Here is a 15,016-nt window from a genome sequence, read left to right on the forward strand (position 1 = left end):
AAATATCCGCAGCTCGACATATCTATGCCAACCCTGCAGATCCAATTCGGTCGAAATGTAGTCTAATTTGTTCCTTATATCAATCTCCTTTAAGTGGTCAAATATTTTCAAAAAATAATCGTCAAAGAGACCTTAAAAATTTAAAATATAAAAATTCTTAGGGAATTCGGGGTTTACCAGGAATGGTTTCAGCGGCGAGATATTTCGATATTGCGGTTACGTGCGATGGCACCAGGTAAGGCTTAAACTGATGGAACCAGATTGGGATCCCTCAAAACACTTTGTATTGATGGTGAGCCAAATGGTTTGCGGTCATTGAAATGATATCCTATTTAATCCTAAACGATATATCCCCAGTTGACTTTAGAAATCTGTGAATAACCACAATCAATTTTTGATACCGCAGCAGGTTTAATTCTTGTCGATAACTTTGAAGGGATCGCCCAATCTTGTAATTTAACATTTTTTATCTTGGAGATCGGCATTTCAAGATTCATAGTCTGTGGTTGTCCATTCACTAATACAGATTCTCCACTTTTGATAACATAGTTTAAATCCATGTGATCTGGCCGACCCGAGATTCGATCAACTTTGTCGTCTACCAGTTCGGTGTAGGTTAACGCTTTTAACTGATTCCAATCAAAGTAATTAATACTTTTGTTCTTAAATGCACTCGCTCCTGCATTAAAGGTTTGTTCCTTCAATATTTGAAGATCTTTTGCATAGCCATAAAATGGCATCGCCATTGTTCGAACAAAGATATCGTTTGCAGCAAATTTTTCGATTACTTTGAGTCGTTCTTGTGTTGGAATAGTATAGAATTCAATTTGATTTCGAATATTCTCATCATGTGTGGCAAAACTTATTTCTATCTGCACCATCTCGCGCATTTGCTTATACGTCGCCAGGTGATTAAGAATGAGATTACTTTTAGTCAGAATATGCAACATCCAAACATTTCCCATACTGGCATGTTTCTCAAAAACATTCAATATTTCCAGCATTGTATCTCGATTTCGGGTTTTAAGTTCTCTTATAACTTTGGGAAGATAATAATCGCTTGTTTCATTAATTTGAACTCGTTTCAGATGTTGAGGAAGACCATTTAATTTTGTCAGTTGCTTATCTAACAATGTTGGCAAATCAAGCTTAACGCGTATGTTTTCAAAAAACTGTTTTCGTTTTCCTATATCTACTTTGGCAACAAATATTGGCGAATAACAATATTTGCACGTAAAACTGCACCCTACAGTTGGATTTAATGTAAATGGGAAACCAAATTGATCAAATTGTTTTTGTGTACGGAGTGCATATTCAGATCTCGAAGTGAATTCAATCTTTGTTGTCCTTGCCATAAATCATTCCTTAGATAGCAATGTAAATTGTTACTTATCATCTCTTCATTCTTCTGTCTTATTTGCCTCAAAGATCCTTTCGAGATCTTATGGGATTTGCGATGCGGTTACATCTTCAGCTTGACTGATTTCGATAGACAGTTTATATTAAATTGAAGAATTGTCTATCAATTGTATTTTCTTATTTCTCGACCTACCCGTAGATGATGCTTTCTTCTTTTTGGGTTTCACATCTTTCTTTTGATTTGCAATTTCTGGATGTTCTTCCATGTATCGATAGATAGCAGGGGTGATGATTTTAGCAAATTCTCTTGCCACCTGTTCCATCGAAACGGGATGTTCGCTCTTCTTGAGAATTACAGTGTAGTCTCTTCTTCGCTTCCCTTTCCCATACACCCACCTCAATCGTGCAAACTCTTCTCCGGGACCAACTTCACCCAGCATCTTCCAAAGGTTTTTTCCCTTTAGTTGTTCCTCAATACTTGGGACATCTTGATCTACAATTGCCGAGTTTTTCGAGGAATTTGAACCGTCATTGGAATCCTTCTTTTTCATAGTGACCACTCCTTGGAAACATACAACAGCACGTTCACAGATTTCTTTGGTTTCAACTTTCAGTCTTTTTTGCTTTGTCAATTCGTCGATGGGCATAAGAAACAAGAGACAATAAATCTAGCGCATCATCCTTCTCAATAGACCATTGAATTTTGGCCGCATGTGCAGTAGGATTCCTAAATGTGCCAAAAAGTCCTTTTAATAAATTTGAGAACCCTTTTTGCTCTGCCTCTTCAGTATCGTTCGATAAACTGTTGAGCTTAAGAATTGGATGTTTTATTCCAAATGCTTCATCGACAATTTCAGCACCGTCACCCGACAATCCTGTTCTTTCTCTAATTTTGTCTGCTACACTCTTTGCTGCCTCCAATACAGCATGGAAGTAGTTCTCTTGTAGAAGTTCGGCCCTGCAAAACCTCAGGACATCAGCATGAATATTTCTTGCGGCAAGAATCTCTTTTAGTTCATTGGCGCGTTGTTCTGCTTCTTTGAGCGTCGTAACCTTTTTGACTTTTCCAATTTTCCCGTTGTCACGGACTTCAAATCCTTCAAATAGTAATGCAGCATTCACCTGTGTTTGCATTGAAGCAAACACATCGTGAGAATTATATCGAACAGGATTCATTGCAATTTCAATAAAACGTAATATTGAATTGGAGCAATTGTCACGATTTTGGATCGCTGCAAAGTTTTCGTTCAAACGTCTCCACTTTGTACCAGTAGAATTATGATCTGGGATCCGACATTCATGAAGAAGTGCACTCAGTTCGCTCCCAGTATAGTAGTCTCCGAAAGCTTTGCTTATGCGCTCGATTACTGCAAAATTTAGCGGTTCATAATGTGCCATGGAACAAATCAATCATTTTTCTTGGATAACAGTACTTTAGGCATTTCATTATAAATACGGCCATTTAAACGACGGCCAGTAAGATCTTTCCTAACCCCACCCCATTGCTTGAAGAAAAATGCAGATTTCGATTTTCTACATTTTTTCAAAAGCGATAACAGCCATGCTTTTTCCATCGGTCTTGCGCCGGGTCCGGACTCACCACCGACGATTACCCAATCAATACCACTAAGGGATACCCGCCCGATGTCTCCAATGAGGGGTTCGAATGAAATGAATTTTACTTTAGCAGGGATAGATTTGAGTTCCTTGATTCGTCCAATTGTTTTTCGATTTTCAACACTAACTCCCATCCATACGTTGTCAGGCCAATCGATCTCAGATGCAACTTCTTTCAACCGAGTACTTCTTTTTGTAAGTATCTGAAACGTATGTTGAGGGCTTTCATTCATCGTTTTGAATACCGCCTGTATGAAATCGAGAGGAATGTCCTTATGAAAAAGATTACTCATTGAATTCACAAAATATACTTGAGATTTTTTTATCTTTCTTGGAAGATCTACCAAAGGAGGATGGGTGGTGAGTTTGAATCCATTGACATACCGAATATTATTCATCCCATGGAGTCGATGTGCCCAAGCCTCAGCATAACAGTTTTTACAGCCAGGACTTATTTTTGTGCAGCCTGTAGCAGGATTCCAAGGTTCGCCAAGCACTTGAATAGACATAGATTCCCTTACGCATCGGGATTATAAACGTCCGTAGTTCGACAAAATTCTACATCTCACGGATTCAATTCGAAGAGAATGTAATTGATAATCGAACCTTTATCAATAAATAGTATGTTGAATGATTACTATTTAACAAGTATTTGAGTTTGATTTAAGACTATTTTGTCTGAATACAAGACACACATTGTATATATGTATGTAAAACTAACATTTCGCTCGAAAGCTCTTATAACAAATCGCATGGGCTTCAAAATTTTTCCCTAATAAAATTTCACGTATCGGGCGGGTGGAATTCTATCACCAATTAAAACGTGAATAGGCTCAGCGGTGTCAAATCTTTTTAACATTAATTACTTTATCTACTTGCAATTTTGTTGAAATTGACACCTAGTAGATTCCAATTCTCATATAATGGAATGGAAATTAGAAATTCGTTGTATTTTTTTAAATTGATTTTTGGCACGATAATCGTGATATTGATTAAAGTAGCAATATGATTTGGGAACTATGAGTTACAAATGACTGTTCAATATTACAGCGTGAGAAAGACAAAATTCCATAAAACCATACAGATTCTACTACTCGTTGTCATGTCTCTGACATCGTCTGGTTTTACGACCGTTATCGGTTATTGCGCGATGAGCAAATCTGCCGTCTGCTGCTGCGATATGGAACAAAACTGTAAGGGAACGGCATCATCAAAATCCCTTATTATTAAGAGTGTTAAATCCTCCTGCTATTCTGAAAAAGTGGCTGGCGGGGTTAATGATTTAAAAGCCGTATTCAACACTGAATCGATTCAAAAGTATTTATCGTTTGCGGTCACGATTGAAGCAACGGAATACCAAATTGTAGATCTTACCGCACAGGTAACCCGCTTTCCGAAGTCCCCCCATATTGCACTCTACCCCACCGGGGTTGATATATACATTCAAGTAAGTTCTTTCCTCATTTAAATTTCCAAAGTGAATTTATAGTTGTTGGAGAACGCTGTACTGCCGTTTTCTGATTTCAATTATCTTTTTTTGCTTTGGAGATGTTATGATCGAAAGAATTATTGATTGGAGTGCCAAGAACCGCTTCATCGTTATTTTAATCTACGTTCTTATTACCGGATTCGGCATCTATGCAGTAATCAAACTGCCGGTTGATGCTATTCCTGATCTGTCCGAAAACCAAGTGATCGTCTTTACTGAATGGATGGGACGTTCACCGGAAATCGTTGAACAGCAAGTTACCTACCCTATCTCATCTGCCCTACAAGGATTACCCGAGGTAAAAGCAGTCCGAGCTACATCGATGTTCGGTATGTCATTTGTCTTCGTGATTTTCAATGATAACACCGATCTGTATTTTGCACGCAACCGCGTTATCGAAAAACTCTCCCTTGTTCGCGCTCAACTCCCTCAAAATGTTACTCCGGTTCTTGGACCTGATGGGACAGGGGTTGGTCATGTCTTTTGGTATACAGTTGAAGGAAAGAACTATGATCTCGCTTCGTTGCGTTCTATTCAAGACTGGTATCTGAGATTTAAACTTGTTTCTGTAGAAGGGGTTGCAGAAATAGCCAGCATTGGTGGATTCGTAAAACAATATCAAGTTGATGTGAATCCCAATAAACTGAGAGCTTACAATGTCACGATAGGAGAAGTTGCCAGTGCTATCCAACGGAACAATAATGAAGTTGGTGGCAAATTACTTGAAATCAGCAATGCTGAATATTTTGTAAGAGGTCAGGGTTACATCACTTCAACAGAGGATGTTGAGAATGTCTTAGTTAAACAAGGTCCGAATGGTATTCCAATTCTTGTGAAGAATGTCGCTACAGTGCAGCTTGGCGGAGATATTCGCCGTGGACTATTAGATAAAGATGGTGAAGGCGAAGTCGTCGGCGGTATTGTTGTGATGAGAACCGGTGCAAACGCCCGTGAAGTCATCGATAGAGTGAAACAACGGATAGAAGAAATTAAACCGGGACTTCCCCCTGGAGTTGAAGTTGTCCCATCGTATGACCGGTCAACACTCATTGAAGCGGCAATCGGAACATTGGATCGCGCACTCATTGAAGCCAGTATTACTGTTGCAATTGTCGTTTCGATCTTCCTGCTCCATTTCCGATCAATCGTCAGGATATTAATTGAACTGCCTGTTTCGATCCTGCTCGCCTTTATTTTAATGTATCTCTTCGGCATCACATCTAACATCATGTCACTTGGCGGGATCGTCCTTGCGATTGGAGTTATCGTAGATTCCTCGGTGGTGCTGGTTGAGAACGCCTACAGGAACATTGCTAATGCTTTGGCGAAAAAAGGACACCTTACCAACGACGAGTATCGTGATATTTCTATCATGTCCGCAAAACAAGTCGGCAGAGCAATTTTCTTTTCAGAACTGATCATCTTGGTTGGATTTCTTCCCGTCTTCTTACTCACAGGACAAGAAGGAAAAATGTTCCATCCGCTTGCCTACACAAAATCTTTTGTGATGATCGCTTCAGCGGCAGTCGTAATCACACTGATCCCAGTGCTGATGACAATGCTGATGCGCGGTAATTTCAAACCGGAAACAGGCAATCCCGTTACTCGGTTCTTCATTAAGATCTATGAACCTGTCATTCATTGGGTGTTGAAATTTCGAAAGACAACGATTGCAATTAACATCTTCGCGCTACTGATCACTGTTCCAATGCTTCTCTCTATTGGGTCTGAGTTTATGCCTCCACTGGACGAGGGATCATTGCTCTATATGCCGGTGACACTCCCCAACGCTTCTGTTACTGAAGTGGCCCGTATTTTGTCTTTACAGGATAAGATAATTCGAAGTGTTCCAGAAGTGCATCATGTTCTCGGTAAAGCCGGACGTGCTGAAACAGCAACGGATAATGCTCCCATCAGTATGATCGAAACGATTATTATTCTCAAGCCAAAGGAAGAATGGCGACCCGGCATCACCAAAAAGGATATCGTTCAAGAGTTGGATGCAAAACTACAGATTCCCGGCACTCGCAACGGCTGGACGCAGCCAATCATTAATCGCATTAATATGCTTTCGACAGGTGTTAGAACAGATATCGGGTTTAAGATCTTTGGGGACAGACTTGATACACTTGAGCACTATGCGATCAAAGCAGAACAGATATTAAAAGATGTTCCCGGAGCGGCGGATATTGTTGCTGAACGTATAGGCAACGGATACTATGTTGATATCGCACCTAAAAAGGAGATGCTCTCACGCTATGGTTTGAATATCGGCGATCTTCAAGATATCGTTGAAGTTGCTATCGGCGGTCAAAACCTTGGCGTAGTGCTTGAAGGAAGAATGCGTTTCCCAATACGCTTGAGATTTGAACGTGAGTATCGGGATAACATCGAAGAGTTGAATCGCCTGCTCATTCCAGTTCGGGCAAGCGTTGCATCTGCATCAATGTCATCTCCTGCGGGAATGGGTCAAAGCGCCCCTTCTTCCGGATCAGGTGGAATGACATCAATGGGTTCAACACAATCTTCACAGTCTCAGCAGGCTCCGATTCAGCAATCATCATTTGCTTCATCTTCCCTGATGAGCCAATCTAATTCTAACGAACTGACATATGTTCCTCTTTCTGAATTAGCTGATGTCAATATTGTTACCGGACCGCCAATGATCAGCAGCGAGAATGGTCAACTTCGAGCCATTGTCTACATGAATGTTCGTGGCAGAGATATGGGTAATACAATGGAAGATGCGAAGAAAGCAATCAGTCAAAATCTAAAACTTCCGGCTGGATATTCTTATACATGGAGCGGTCAATACGAACATAAGGTTCGTGCGCAGCAGACGCTGACATACATTATGCCGGTTGTTTTCCTCATCATTTTTGTTCTCCTCTATTTTACATTCAAGGATTATGTGGAGTCGCTCGTCGTGATGCTTTCTGTTCCATTCGCACTGATTGGCGGCGTCTATATGATCTACATTCTCGGATATAATCTCTCCGTAGCGGTGTGGGTCGGATTCATTGCTCTGTATGGCATTGCAGTAGAGACAGGTGTTGTAATGGTCGTTTATTTACACGAAGCACTTGATAAACGATTAAAAGCACATCAGCGCGGTGAACGGGGTGAGATAACAATAAAGGACATTTACGATGCAACTGTTGAAGGAGCAGTGTTACGATTGCGTCCGAAACTCATGACGGTTGCCTGTAGTATGGTTGGACTTATTCCAATCATGTGGTCAACCGGCGCGGGGGCAGATGTTATGAAACCACTAACAGCGCCAATGATCGGTGGTTTATTCACATCGGCAGTTCATGTTCTGGTTGTCACACCTGTTCTATTTGTAATGATGAAAGAACGAGCATTGAGAAAAGGAACGTTGGAAGTATCAAAGATGGCAGACTTTATTAAGGAAGGAGAATAATCATGACAAACAAATCTCTTCAATGGGTATTCTCTTTTCTCTTTGCGGCGGCACTTGTTCAGGCTCAATCGGTTGATTCGTTGATCCGAGAAGGATTGAAGAATAATCCTCAGTTAAAATCATATGAATATCAAATCCAAGCAACGGGCTTTCGGGCTAATGCTTCACAAGCTTTGCCGGCACCAACGGTTGGATTGGAATTCAGTCAGATACCGACCAATAGTTTTAATGTTTTGAATGACGCTATATCGAACAATCTTTCGGTATCGCAAATGTTTATGCTTGGCGGTAAACTTTCTGTAATGTCTGAAGTAGAGAAGAAAAAAGGGAAAGTGCTTGAACAGAACCAAGGATCTCTCGGCGTTCAACTACGGGCTAAGATCAAGATGAATTATTATCAACTGTGGTTAGTTGACCGTCAGATAGAGGTGCAACAACGGACAATATCGTTGCTTGATGAACTTGCACGGTTCATGCTGCCCCACGTTCAAACCAATAGAATGAGACAGGCAGACTTATTGACTATTCAAGCCGAGGTTTCATCGGAACAAACCAAACTTATAGAAAAGCGTTCAAAGCGAATCGATATTCAAAATACACTCCATTCGTTATTGGGCAGGGATGATTTTTCATCTGCCATCAAAACCGATAGCATTCTTACAACAAGTTCTATGATTGTTTCAGAGTTTCAATTGGCTGAAAAAGTAAAACAAGTCAATCCATCGCTTATCGCAATGGATAGAATGAAGGATATGAATGAATCAATGATTGTTTCTGCTGATAAAGACCTAATCCCCGATCTGATGGTGCAGGCAATGGTAATGCGTATGCCAAATGGCATGATTTTAACGGGCGGTTCACGTTCCGCATATGCCATTCAACAAAGCGCCATGGGAATGCCGATGCAAGAAACCGATTGGATGTATAGCATTATGGCCTCAATTACTTTGCCGTTTGCTCCGTGGTCAGCAGAACGATCAACAAGCAAAGCTGACGAAATGCGCGCTACGAACTCAAGTATAGATGCAGAGAAGAATGCTATGCAGCGGGAAATGCTCTCCTCTCTCCGTTCAGCGATCAACAGATATACCACGGCAGACACACTTTCAAAACAATATATGACATCAATTATCCCGCTGACTCGTGAAGCAGCAGAAGCGCAAACAATTGCTTATCAGACCGGTCAGGTTCCAATTTCAACAGTATTGGATTCACGAAGAATGGAATTAATGAAGCAAGACGACTATCTGATGACGTTGGTAGATCGGCAAATGGCATTCACTGAAATAGAAATGATGGTCGGTGCACCATTACAATAATTATGAACTTTATCAACAGGGCAAATAATATGAAATCACTCATCATCACACTCTCAATTGTCCTCGCTATCATTGTTTCATCGTGCGGGAAGTCTTCGTCTTCTCATCAAGGACACACGGATTCAACATCAACAGAACTAGCGGCAGATTATTATACGTGTCCTATGCATCCCCAAGTTCATTTGGATAAACCTGGTGTCTGCCCTATCTGTGGAATGGATCTTGTAAAAGCCAGCAACAGCCGGAAAATGGAAGCTTCTTCGGATGAACCGATGATTCCATTGAATGACCGAGATCAGGTTCTGGCAAACGTATCCACAGTTATCGTCAAATATGAGCCAATTGAACACACGGTCCGTTCATACGGAACACTTGAGATACCTGAGCCGAATAAAACAATCATCAGCGCTCGTTTCAATGGACGTATTGAAAAATTGTATGTCAATGCTGTTGGGTCAAAAGTCAAAAAAGGTCAACCGCTATTCGATGTCTATAGTCCTGATATCGTGCAGGCTGAAAATGAATATCGCCAAGCTCTTACGAGCTCTTCTCAGACAAAGGACAATTTCTTAACCTATGCTAAATCAAAATTGCAATTGCTCGGTTTAACAGAAGAGCAAATTCGTAGTCTTGAAACAATAGAAAATGTCCCGTTGGTGATTACGTATCACTCCCCCGCATCGGGTATTATCATCGACAAAAAGATAGTTGAAGGAATATACGTTACAGAAGGAACATCACTCTATGATGTATCTGATATTTCTACACTTTGGAATATTGCCGACGTTTATGAAACAGATGCATCTCATATTCGGGTTGGTGAACGCGCTACGCTGGCTATCGCAAGTTATCCTGATCAAACGTTTCCTGCAATCGTATCACTGATATATCCTGTCGTCAATCCACAATCCAGAACCGTAAAGGTTCGATTAACAGTGAACAATGCAGGTAATAAACTAAAGCCGAATATGTATACCGAAACAGTGTTTCAGAGAAAGAAAGACAAATCTCTCACCGTGCCCGTCAGTGCAGTTCTCATTACAGGGAAACGTAATCTTGTCTACATCAAAGCGGAACACGAGAATCACTTTGAGGCGAGAGAGATCGGAATTGGAACCAGGTTTAACGGCAAATACGAAGTTACATGGGGACTTGTAGAAGGTGAAGAAGTCGTCAGCGAAGGTGGATATCTCATTGATTCGGAAAGTCAATTAAAGACTGGAGGCGGGTCGGGACATCAACATGGAGACGCTGCAACAACTACTTCCAAGACAGAAGAAACGCCAAAAGAACACAACCATTAACATGAATATTTTAAGGAGAATAACAATGTCACAGAATTTAGTTTTGAAATCTCTATTCCCGATGATCATAGCATCATCGCTAATAATAGCACAAGAACATCCACGTTGGGTTCGTCCAATGTTAGCAATTCAATCACAAAATAATGTTAGCACAAACTCATTAAATAATTTGCCATCAAAACCACACTCAAAGATGAATTTTGTTTTAGCACAGTCGATATCGTCAACAACGATAAATTCCCAGGCAATTTCATATCCTGCAAAACCAGGATCGAAAATGATTTTTATCCCAAATGGACAATCGTCAAATCAAAGCGAGAATGGTCAAAATGTTTTACCTAAAAAGCCAGCTTCGAAGTCTAACTTTTAGATAATGTGTAGCAATGATTTGGAAGCCGATCCAGTAAAAGAATAGAGGTAAATATGATATGCAAATCTTGTGGTATATGGAATAAAGAGACGTCGACACACTGTTATGGATGCGGAACAATACTGCAATCTGAAGTCAAGCTAGAAAAGAAGCATAAGAACAAGATTGTTCAGGTGAATCAATTCAATAAACATAAGAAGAAGTTCGAATCAAGAATGATGTTGCCGGTTATATGCGGAGTAGTTCTACTTGTTGGATTCATATTCTTGATCATTCCAAAAGGATCTCCGAAAACTCTGGTAACACAAATAGATGAATCGAGTGTCATGCGCTTGCAATCAAAATCAGATGTTGTGGCTACCATGGACGATAAGAAAGATATTGTTGCTCAATTTATTTGTCCTTGCGGTAAATGTAAGATTAAAGATGATCTCAAAGATTGTCATTGTAAACATCCCGGTGGAGCCGAGATCGTAAAACAGTTTATCTATGAACGAATTCAAGAGAATAAGTATACACCATTACAAATAGTTGAAATGGTATCTAATAAATATGGTGGCAAAAAAACAATGTAAAATAAACTCATCATTCATAAAGGAGATCAACAATGAAATACACTTATATGTTCGCAGTGTTGGTAGTATTCGCACTGATTGTGGTAAACACAAATGCTATAACTGCTCAAGATAAAAAGGATAAATCATGTGCCGGAGGGTGCTGTGGAGGGAAAAAAATGGCGATGGCAGACCCCACAGGGGGAAGTATGCAGGACCATAGCAGCCACAAGCATGATGCAAAAAAAGCAGATTCCAGTGCACCTTCCATAAAGACTAAAGAAATCATTTACGCGTGCCCCATGCACCCAGAAGTCACATCCAACAAACCGGGCTCATGCCCAAAATGCAAAATGGATCTTGTTGAAGTAAAGAAGGATGGAAAGAAGTCAATGATGAAACAAAAAATGGAAGCAATGAAAGATGGTAAATACAATTGCTGCATCGAAGAGCCATGTGATGAATGCATAAAAGCACACGGAACATGTGATTGCAAAAAAGCAGTCAAAAATGATAAGCCGGTATGCAATGAGTGCTATGAAGGTTGGCAAAAAGGCCAGGGAGCCGTTTCCGGCAAAGATGCGAAAGATATTAAAAAAGGACACAAACATTAATCTCCACTAATGGAATTTCTATGAATTCGTTCATCATCATCACTGTAAGTTTTATTTCCCTACTATTGTTAGGATGCAATGATCATGTTGCAGAAGATCATACCATACATCCAGGAACAAACGCAATAGTTTCAACAGAAATCCCGACAATATCCTATAATGCGTTATTTGTTGTCAACGGCAATAGTAACTCTATTTCGGTGATCAATACCGATTCGGCGAAAGTAGCCGCGACGATTAGTTTTTCCAATGCTTCATATCCTCACCACATCGGTATGAATTCAAGCCGTTCAAAGTTAGCGGTTGCTTTCCCTGGAAGTGATCTCAGCGGAGGGCATGGTGATGCACATGGCAGTCAGGGTTCTGTTGCGGTCATTGATGCGCTGACTGGAAAAATGCTTGTTTCTAAAACATTGGTCTATCCAAATCATAATGCAATATTTTCGCCGGATGATACCGATATTTGGACATCGCAAACATCGATTTCTGGAAAGGTGTTGATCTTGGATGCCACCACACTGGAAATAAAGAAAGAAATATCGGTGGGTAAAGATCCTGCGGAAGTTACCTTTTCGTTTGATGGCAAATATGCTTTTGTTTGCAATGGTGGTGATAATTCTGTTTCAGTTATTGAATACTCAACAAAGAATGTAGTTAAAACTATTCCTGTTGGGGCTAATCCTGTAGGAGCTTGGCAAGGTTCAAACAATATGATGTACGTTGATAATGAAACGGGGAAATCAATTTCGGTTATAGATGTTTCAACGTTAACGGTTGTTCGCACCTATCCGCTTTCTTTCACCCCTGCAATGGCATTACTTTCACCAAACAATGAGTTGTGGGTAACCGATACTGAAAATGGTAAGGTTGTATTCTTTGCGCTTGATTCTACACAAAAGAAAGGAGAGCTTTCTGTCGGTACTGGTACGCACGCATTGACATTTTCCGGTGACGGAAAATATGCCTATGTCACCAATCAAATCGCAGGAACTGTTTCAATAATTTCGGTTGCGGGCAAGAACATCATAACTCACATACCGGCTGGCGATAAACCCAATGGATGTTTGTACCGGCCAAAATAATATTCAGAAGACCAATAAGGCATCAACGTCACATACCAAATGCCGTAACTTTAAATCTTGAAAGGAATATATATGAAATATCTCGTATTCGTCATCATTTCTTTGTCTATCATCGGTTGTGCCAGTGACGAAATGAACACTGCCATTAATCCAGTCGTCGACAATATCACCGTCAGTCCATCAGACAATCAAACAAGTGTATCTACTTCTTCTCCGATCACGTTGACCTTTGCTAAGGCCGTAGATAAAAGTGTCGTAGAGAAGAATTTCCGATTAATGAATGAACGCTCCTACCTCGATTCTCTCTGTCCTGTATCTTCAACAATGAACCATGGCCAAATGTCTATGTCGATGATGGACAGTATGAAGATGAATCATCTCGACAGCATCCATGCACTATCGGGTAATTTTTATTGGAGTTCTGATGGAAAGAGCTGCACCTTCAAACCCGATTCAACCCTTTATCCCGGTATGCAGCATATGATCCATTTGCGTGATGGGATGGTAAGAATGATGGAATCTTCAATGGGTTCCATGGGAATGATGGGTCGGAATGGAATGGGTTCTGGAATGGGAATGACATTTCATTTTACTACCGTAAGCACCACGTTGGGCGGCGGACATGATTCACATCATCCATAAGGAGCACGTTATGAAAATCGACTATTTAAAGATCACAGTTATTGCACTCTTAGGTTTATTTTTTTCATCCTGTATGCATGCCGTCATGATGGGAAGTCACGATAACCATGAAGAAATGGAATCAATAAGCGTCTCGAAAGAGACCTCCAGCGGTGACTATTCACTTGCAGTTACTATTCCCCCAATGGAAACAAACAAAGAGAATATTATCACGGTAACTCTAAGATCGAAAAGCGGAGTTCCCGACGATGCGACCATTCATTATATGATTACTAAATCTGAAATGGATGGTGCTTCAAATGGTCACGAACATGGATTAAAAAATGATTCTGAGGATTTCAAAGCCATTCATCAGACCATTTCTATACTGAATGGAGCAGCATTTATTCCGTATGAGCCAACAATACCTGGCAGATTTACTTTTTCCGTAAAAACAACTGTAGATTCCGTTGCACTATCAACAGATTTGAATTTCACGGTGCACGAGAAAAAAGAACACGGCATGATGGGGATGGGAGGCGATTGGGACTATCCAATTCTAGGAGTGTTGGCTATGAGCGCGATGATGATATCAATGTGGGCAATACGAGGAGGATTTTAAATACCCTGCTTAGTCGTTTTCGTGGGGTTCTTTAAGGCAAAAAGGGAAACAGGTCATAGTTTCCCTTTTTGTCTTTTAATCATTTTATTCCAATCTATTTAGAAGGACAGACAACAGTGCCATACGAACAAAATACACAGCATTCTCCTTCCTTCGGTATTAATAACCAAATATTAGACCGACTATATTGTTTCAATCGTTCCTCCGTTCTATCTTGAAATAGTAGAAACACTTTGGATCCGATGTAAGCCTTAAATGATTGGGACCCATTTATCGGGATCTGTCATGTCATAACATTGGTAATTCACTTTTGCTGTATGTTAAAATGTAATAATCTTATCAGCCCACTCTACCATTTCTAAACAATCAACCATTGTTGAAATCGGACAGACGTCAGTACTATCCTGGTTCCGGGATTTGATGCACGTTCCGCACGCCAACACGACTCCTTTGTTTTCAACAAATTCATCGATCTGTTTCTTTGCATTATATTTTTCATGGACAATACTTTCAATTTCTACACCGGCGCTCATGAGAAATATCTTTACTTCATGTCCCTTCTTTAATGCGGTGTTTGCAAAGCGCACACCATTCCAAGCTTTTTCAGGCTCATTTGTTTCGATAAGAATTCCGATTTTCAT

The 15,016-nt window shown here is 40.4% G+C and carries 15 protein-coding genes; 10 read left to right on the forward strand and 5 right to left on the reverse strand.

What is annotated here, in order from left to right; translation table 11 throughout:
* Nucleotides 1-338: 338 nt before the first annotated feature.
* From WDA22_10580 to WDA22_10595, 4 genes are all read right to left on the reverse strand, one after another.
* Entirely contained in the window at nt 339-1,355 is a 1,017-nt protein-coding gene (locus tag WDA22_10580; protein ID MFA5833907.1) for a radical SAM protein, read from the reverse strand.
* A gap of 147 nt (nt 1,356-1,502) precedes the next feature.
* Nucleotides 1,503-1,910: a hypothetical protein gene (locus WDA22_10585; GenBank protein MFA5833908.1), complete on the reverse strand. Its 408-nt coding sequence runs from the start codon at nt 1,908-1,910 to the stop codon at nt 1,503-1,505.
* A gap of 52 nt (nt 1,911-1,962) precedes the next feature.
* Nucleotides 1,963-2,610: a TIGR02391 family protein gene (locus WDA22_10590; protein MFA5833909.1), complete on the reverse strand. Its 648-nt coding sequence runs from the start codon at nt 2,608-2,610 to the stop codon at nt 1,963-1,965.
* A 155-nt stretch (nt 2,611-2,765) separates the two neighbouring features.
* Nucleotides 2,766-3,485, reverse strand: coding sequence for a phage Gp37/Gp68 family protein (locus WDA22_10595; GenBank protein ID MFA5833910.1), 720 nt, complete (start codon nt 3,483-3,485; stop codon nt 2,766-2,768).
* Nucleotides 3,486-4,006: 521 nt separating this feature from the next.
* Between WDA22_10595 and WDA22_10600 the strand changes: the two genes are divergently transcribed.
* The 10 genes from WDA22_10600 to WDA22_10645 all read left to right on the forward strand — a co-directional run bounded on the left by WDA22_10600 (nt 4,007) and on the right by WDA22_10645 (nt 14,375).
* On the forward strand, nt 4,007-4,444 hold the full coding sequence (locus WDA22_10600) for a hypothetical protein (protein ID MFA5833911.1): 438 nt from the start codon (nt 4,007-4,009) through the stop codon (nt 4,442-4,444).
* A gap of 85 nt (nt 4,445-4,529) precedes the next feature.
* Nucleotides 4,530-7,889 (forward strand): CusA/CzcA family heavy metal efflux RND transporter, encoded by a 3,360-nt coding sequence (locus WDA22_10605; protein ID MFA5833912.1) that lies wholly within the window; start codon nt 4,530-4,532, stop codon nt 7,887-7,889.
* Between the two features lie 2 nt (nt 7,890-7,891).
* Nucleotides 7,892-9,208 (forward strand): TolC family protein, encoded by a 1,317-nt coding sequence (locus WDA22_10610; protein ID MFA5833913.1) that lies wholly within the window; start codon nt 7,892-7,894, stop codon nt 9,206-9,208.
* 29 nt (nt 9,209-9,237) lie between these two features.
* Nucleotides 9,238-10,512, forward strand: coding sequence for an efflux RND transporter periplasmic adaptor subunit (locus tag WDA22_10615; GenBank protein MFA5833914.1), 1,275 nt, complete (start codon nt 9,238-9,240; stop codon nt 10,510-10,512).
* A 25-nt stretch (nt 10,513-10,537) separates the two neighbouring features.
* Nucleotides 10,538-10,882, forward strand: a complete 345-nt coding sequence (locus WDA22_10620) for a hypothetical protein (protein ID MFA5833915.1) — start codon at nt 10,538-10,540, stop codon at nt 10,880-10,882.
* Between the two features lie 53 nt (nt 10,883-10,935).
* Nucleotides 10,936-11,457, forward strand: coding sequence for a hypothetical protein (locus WDA22_10625; protein MFA5833916.1), 522 nt, complete (start codon nt 10,936-10,938; stop codon nt 11,455-11,457).
* 32 nt (nt 11,458-11,489) lie between these two features.
* Entirely contained in the window at nt 11,490-12,050 is a 561-nt protein-coding gene (locus tag WDA22_10630) for a heavy metal-binding domain-containing protein (GenBank protein ID MFA5833917.1), read from the forward strand.
* A 20-nt stretch (nt 12,051-12,070) separates the two neighbouring features.
* Nucleotides 12,071-13,132 carry a hypothetical protein gene (locus WDA22_10635; protein ID MFA5833918.1) on the forward strand — a complete coding sequence of 354 codons (1,062 nt, stop codon included), beginning with the start codon at nt 12,071-12,073 and terminating at the stop codon, nt 13,130-13,132.
* Between the two features lie 72 nt (nt 13,133-13,204).
* A complete protein-coding gene (locus WDA22_10640; GenBank protein MFA5833919.1) occupies nt 13,205-13,774 on the forward strand; it encodes an Ig-like domain-containing protein in 570 nt (189 codons plus the stop codon).
* 10 nt (nt 13,775-13,784) lie between these two features.
* Nucleotides 13,785-14,375 (forward strand): hypothetical protein, encoded by a 591-nt coding sequence (locus WDA22_10645; GenBank protein ID MFA5833920.1) that lies wholly within the window; start codon nt 13,785-13,787, stop codon nt 14,373-14,375.
* Between the two features lie 320 nt (nt 14,376-14,695).
* Here WDA22_10645 and WDA22_10650 read toward each other — a convergent pair whose 3' ends face one another.
* Nucleotides 14,696-15,016: a DsrE family protein gene (locus WDA22_10650; GenBank protein MFA5833921.1), complete on the reverse strand. Its 321-nt coding sequence runs from the start codon at nt 15,014-15,016 to the stop codon at nt 14,696-14,698.

It is taken from the genome of Bacteroidota bacterium (assembly GCA_041658205.1).
Lineage (GTDB): Bacteria > Bacteroidota > Ignavibacteria > UBA10030 > UBA8401 > UBA8401.

Bases quoted from the DNA above. Each gene is read 5' to 3' on its own strand.
- WDA22_10640 (MFA5833919.1), top strand. From the start codon at position 13,205: ATGAAATATCTCGTATTCGTCATCATTTCTTTGTCTATCATCGGTTGT.
- WDA22_10610 (MFA5833913.1), top strand. From the start codon at position 7,892: ATGACAAACAAATCTCTTCAATGGGTATTCTCTTTTCTCTTTGCGGCG.
- WDA22_10645 (MFA5833920.1), top strand. From the start codon at position 13,785: ATGAAAATCGACTATTTAAAGATCACAGTTATTGCACTCTTAGGTTTA.
- WDA22_10630 (MFA5833917.1), top strand. From the start codon at position 11,490: ATGAAATACACTTATATGTTCGCAGTGTTGGTAGTATTCGCACTGATT.
- WDA22_10600 (MFA5833911.1), top strand. From the start codon at position 4,007: ATGACTGTTCAATATTACAGCGTGAGAAAGACAAAATTCCATAAAACC.
- WDA22_10605 (MFA5833912.1), top strand. From the start codon at position 4,530: ATGATCGAAAGAATTATTGATTGGAGTGCCAAGAACCGCTTCATCGTT.
- WDA22_10650 (MFA5833921.1), bottom strand. From the start codon at position 15,016: ATGAAAATCGGAATTCTTATCGAAACAAATGAGCCTGAAAAAGCTTGG.
- WDA22_10620 (MFA5833915.1), top strand. From the start codon at position 10,538: ATGTCACAGAATTTAGTTTTGAAATCTCTATTCCCGATGATCATAGCA.
- WDA22_10625 (MFA5833916.1), top strand. From the start codon at position 10,936: ATGATATGCAAATCTTGTGGTATATGGAATAAAGAGACGTCGACACAC.
- WDA22_10635 (MFA5833918.1), top strand. From the start codon at position 12,071: ATGAATTCGTTCATCATCATCACTGTAAGTTTTATTTCCCTACTATTG.
- WDA22_10595 (MFA5833910.1), bottom strand. From the start codon at position 3,485: ATGTCTATTCAAGTGCTTGGCGAACCTTGGAATCCTGCTACAGGCTGC.
- WDA22_10585 (MFA5833908.1), bottom strand. From the start codon at position 1,910: ATGAAAAAGAAGGATTCCAATGACGGTTCAAATTCCTCGAAAAACTCG.
- WDA22_10580 (MFA5833907.1), bottom strand. From the start codon at position 1,355: ATGGCAAGGACAACAAAGATTGAATTCACTTCGAGATCTGAATATGCA.
- WDA22_10615 (MFA5833914.1), top strand. From the start codon at position 9,238: ATGAAATCACTCATCATCACACTCTCAATTGTCCTCGCTATCATTGTT.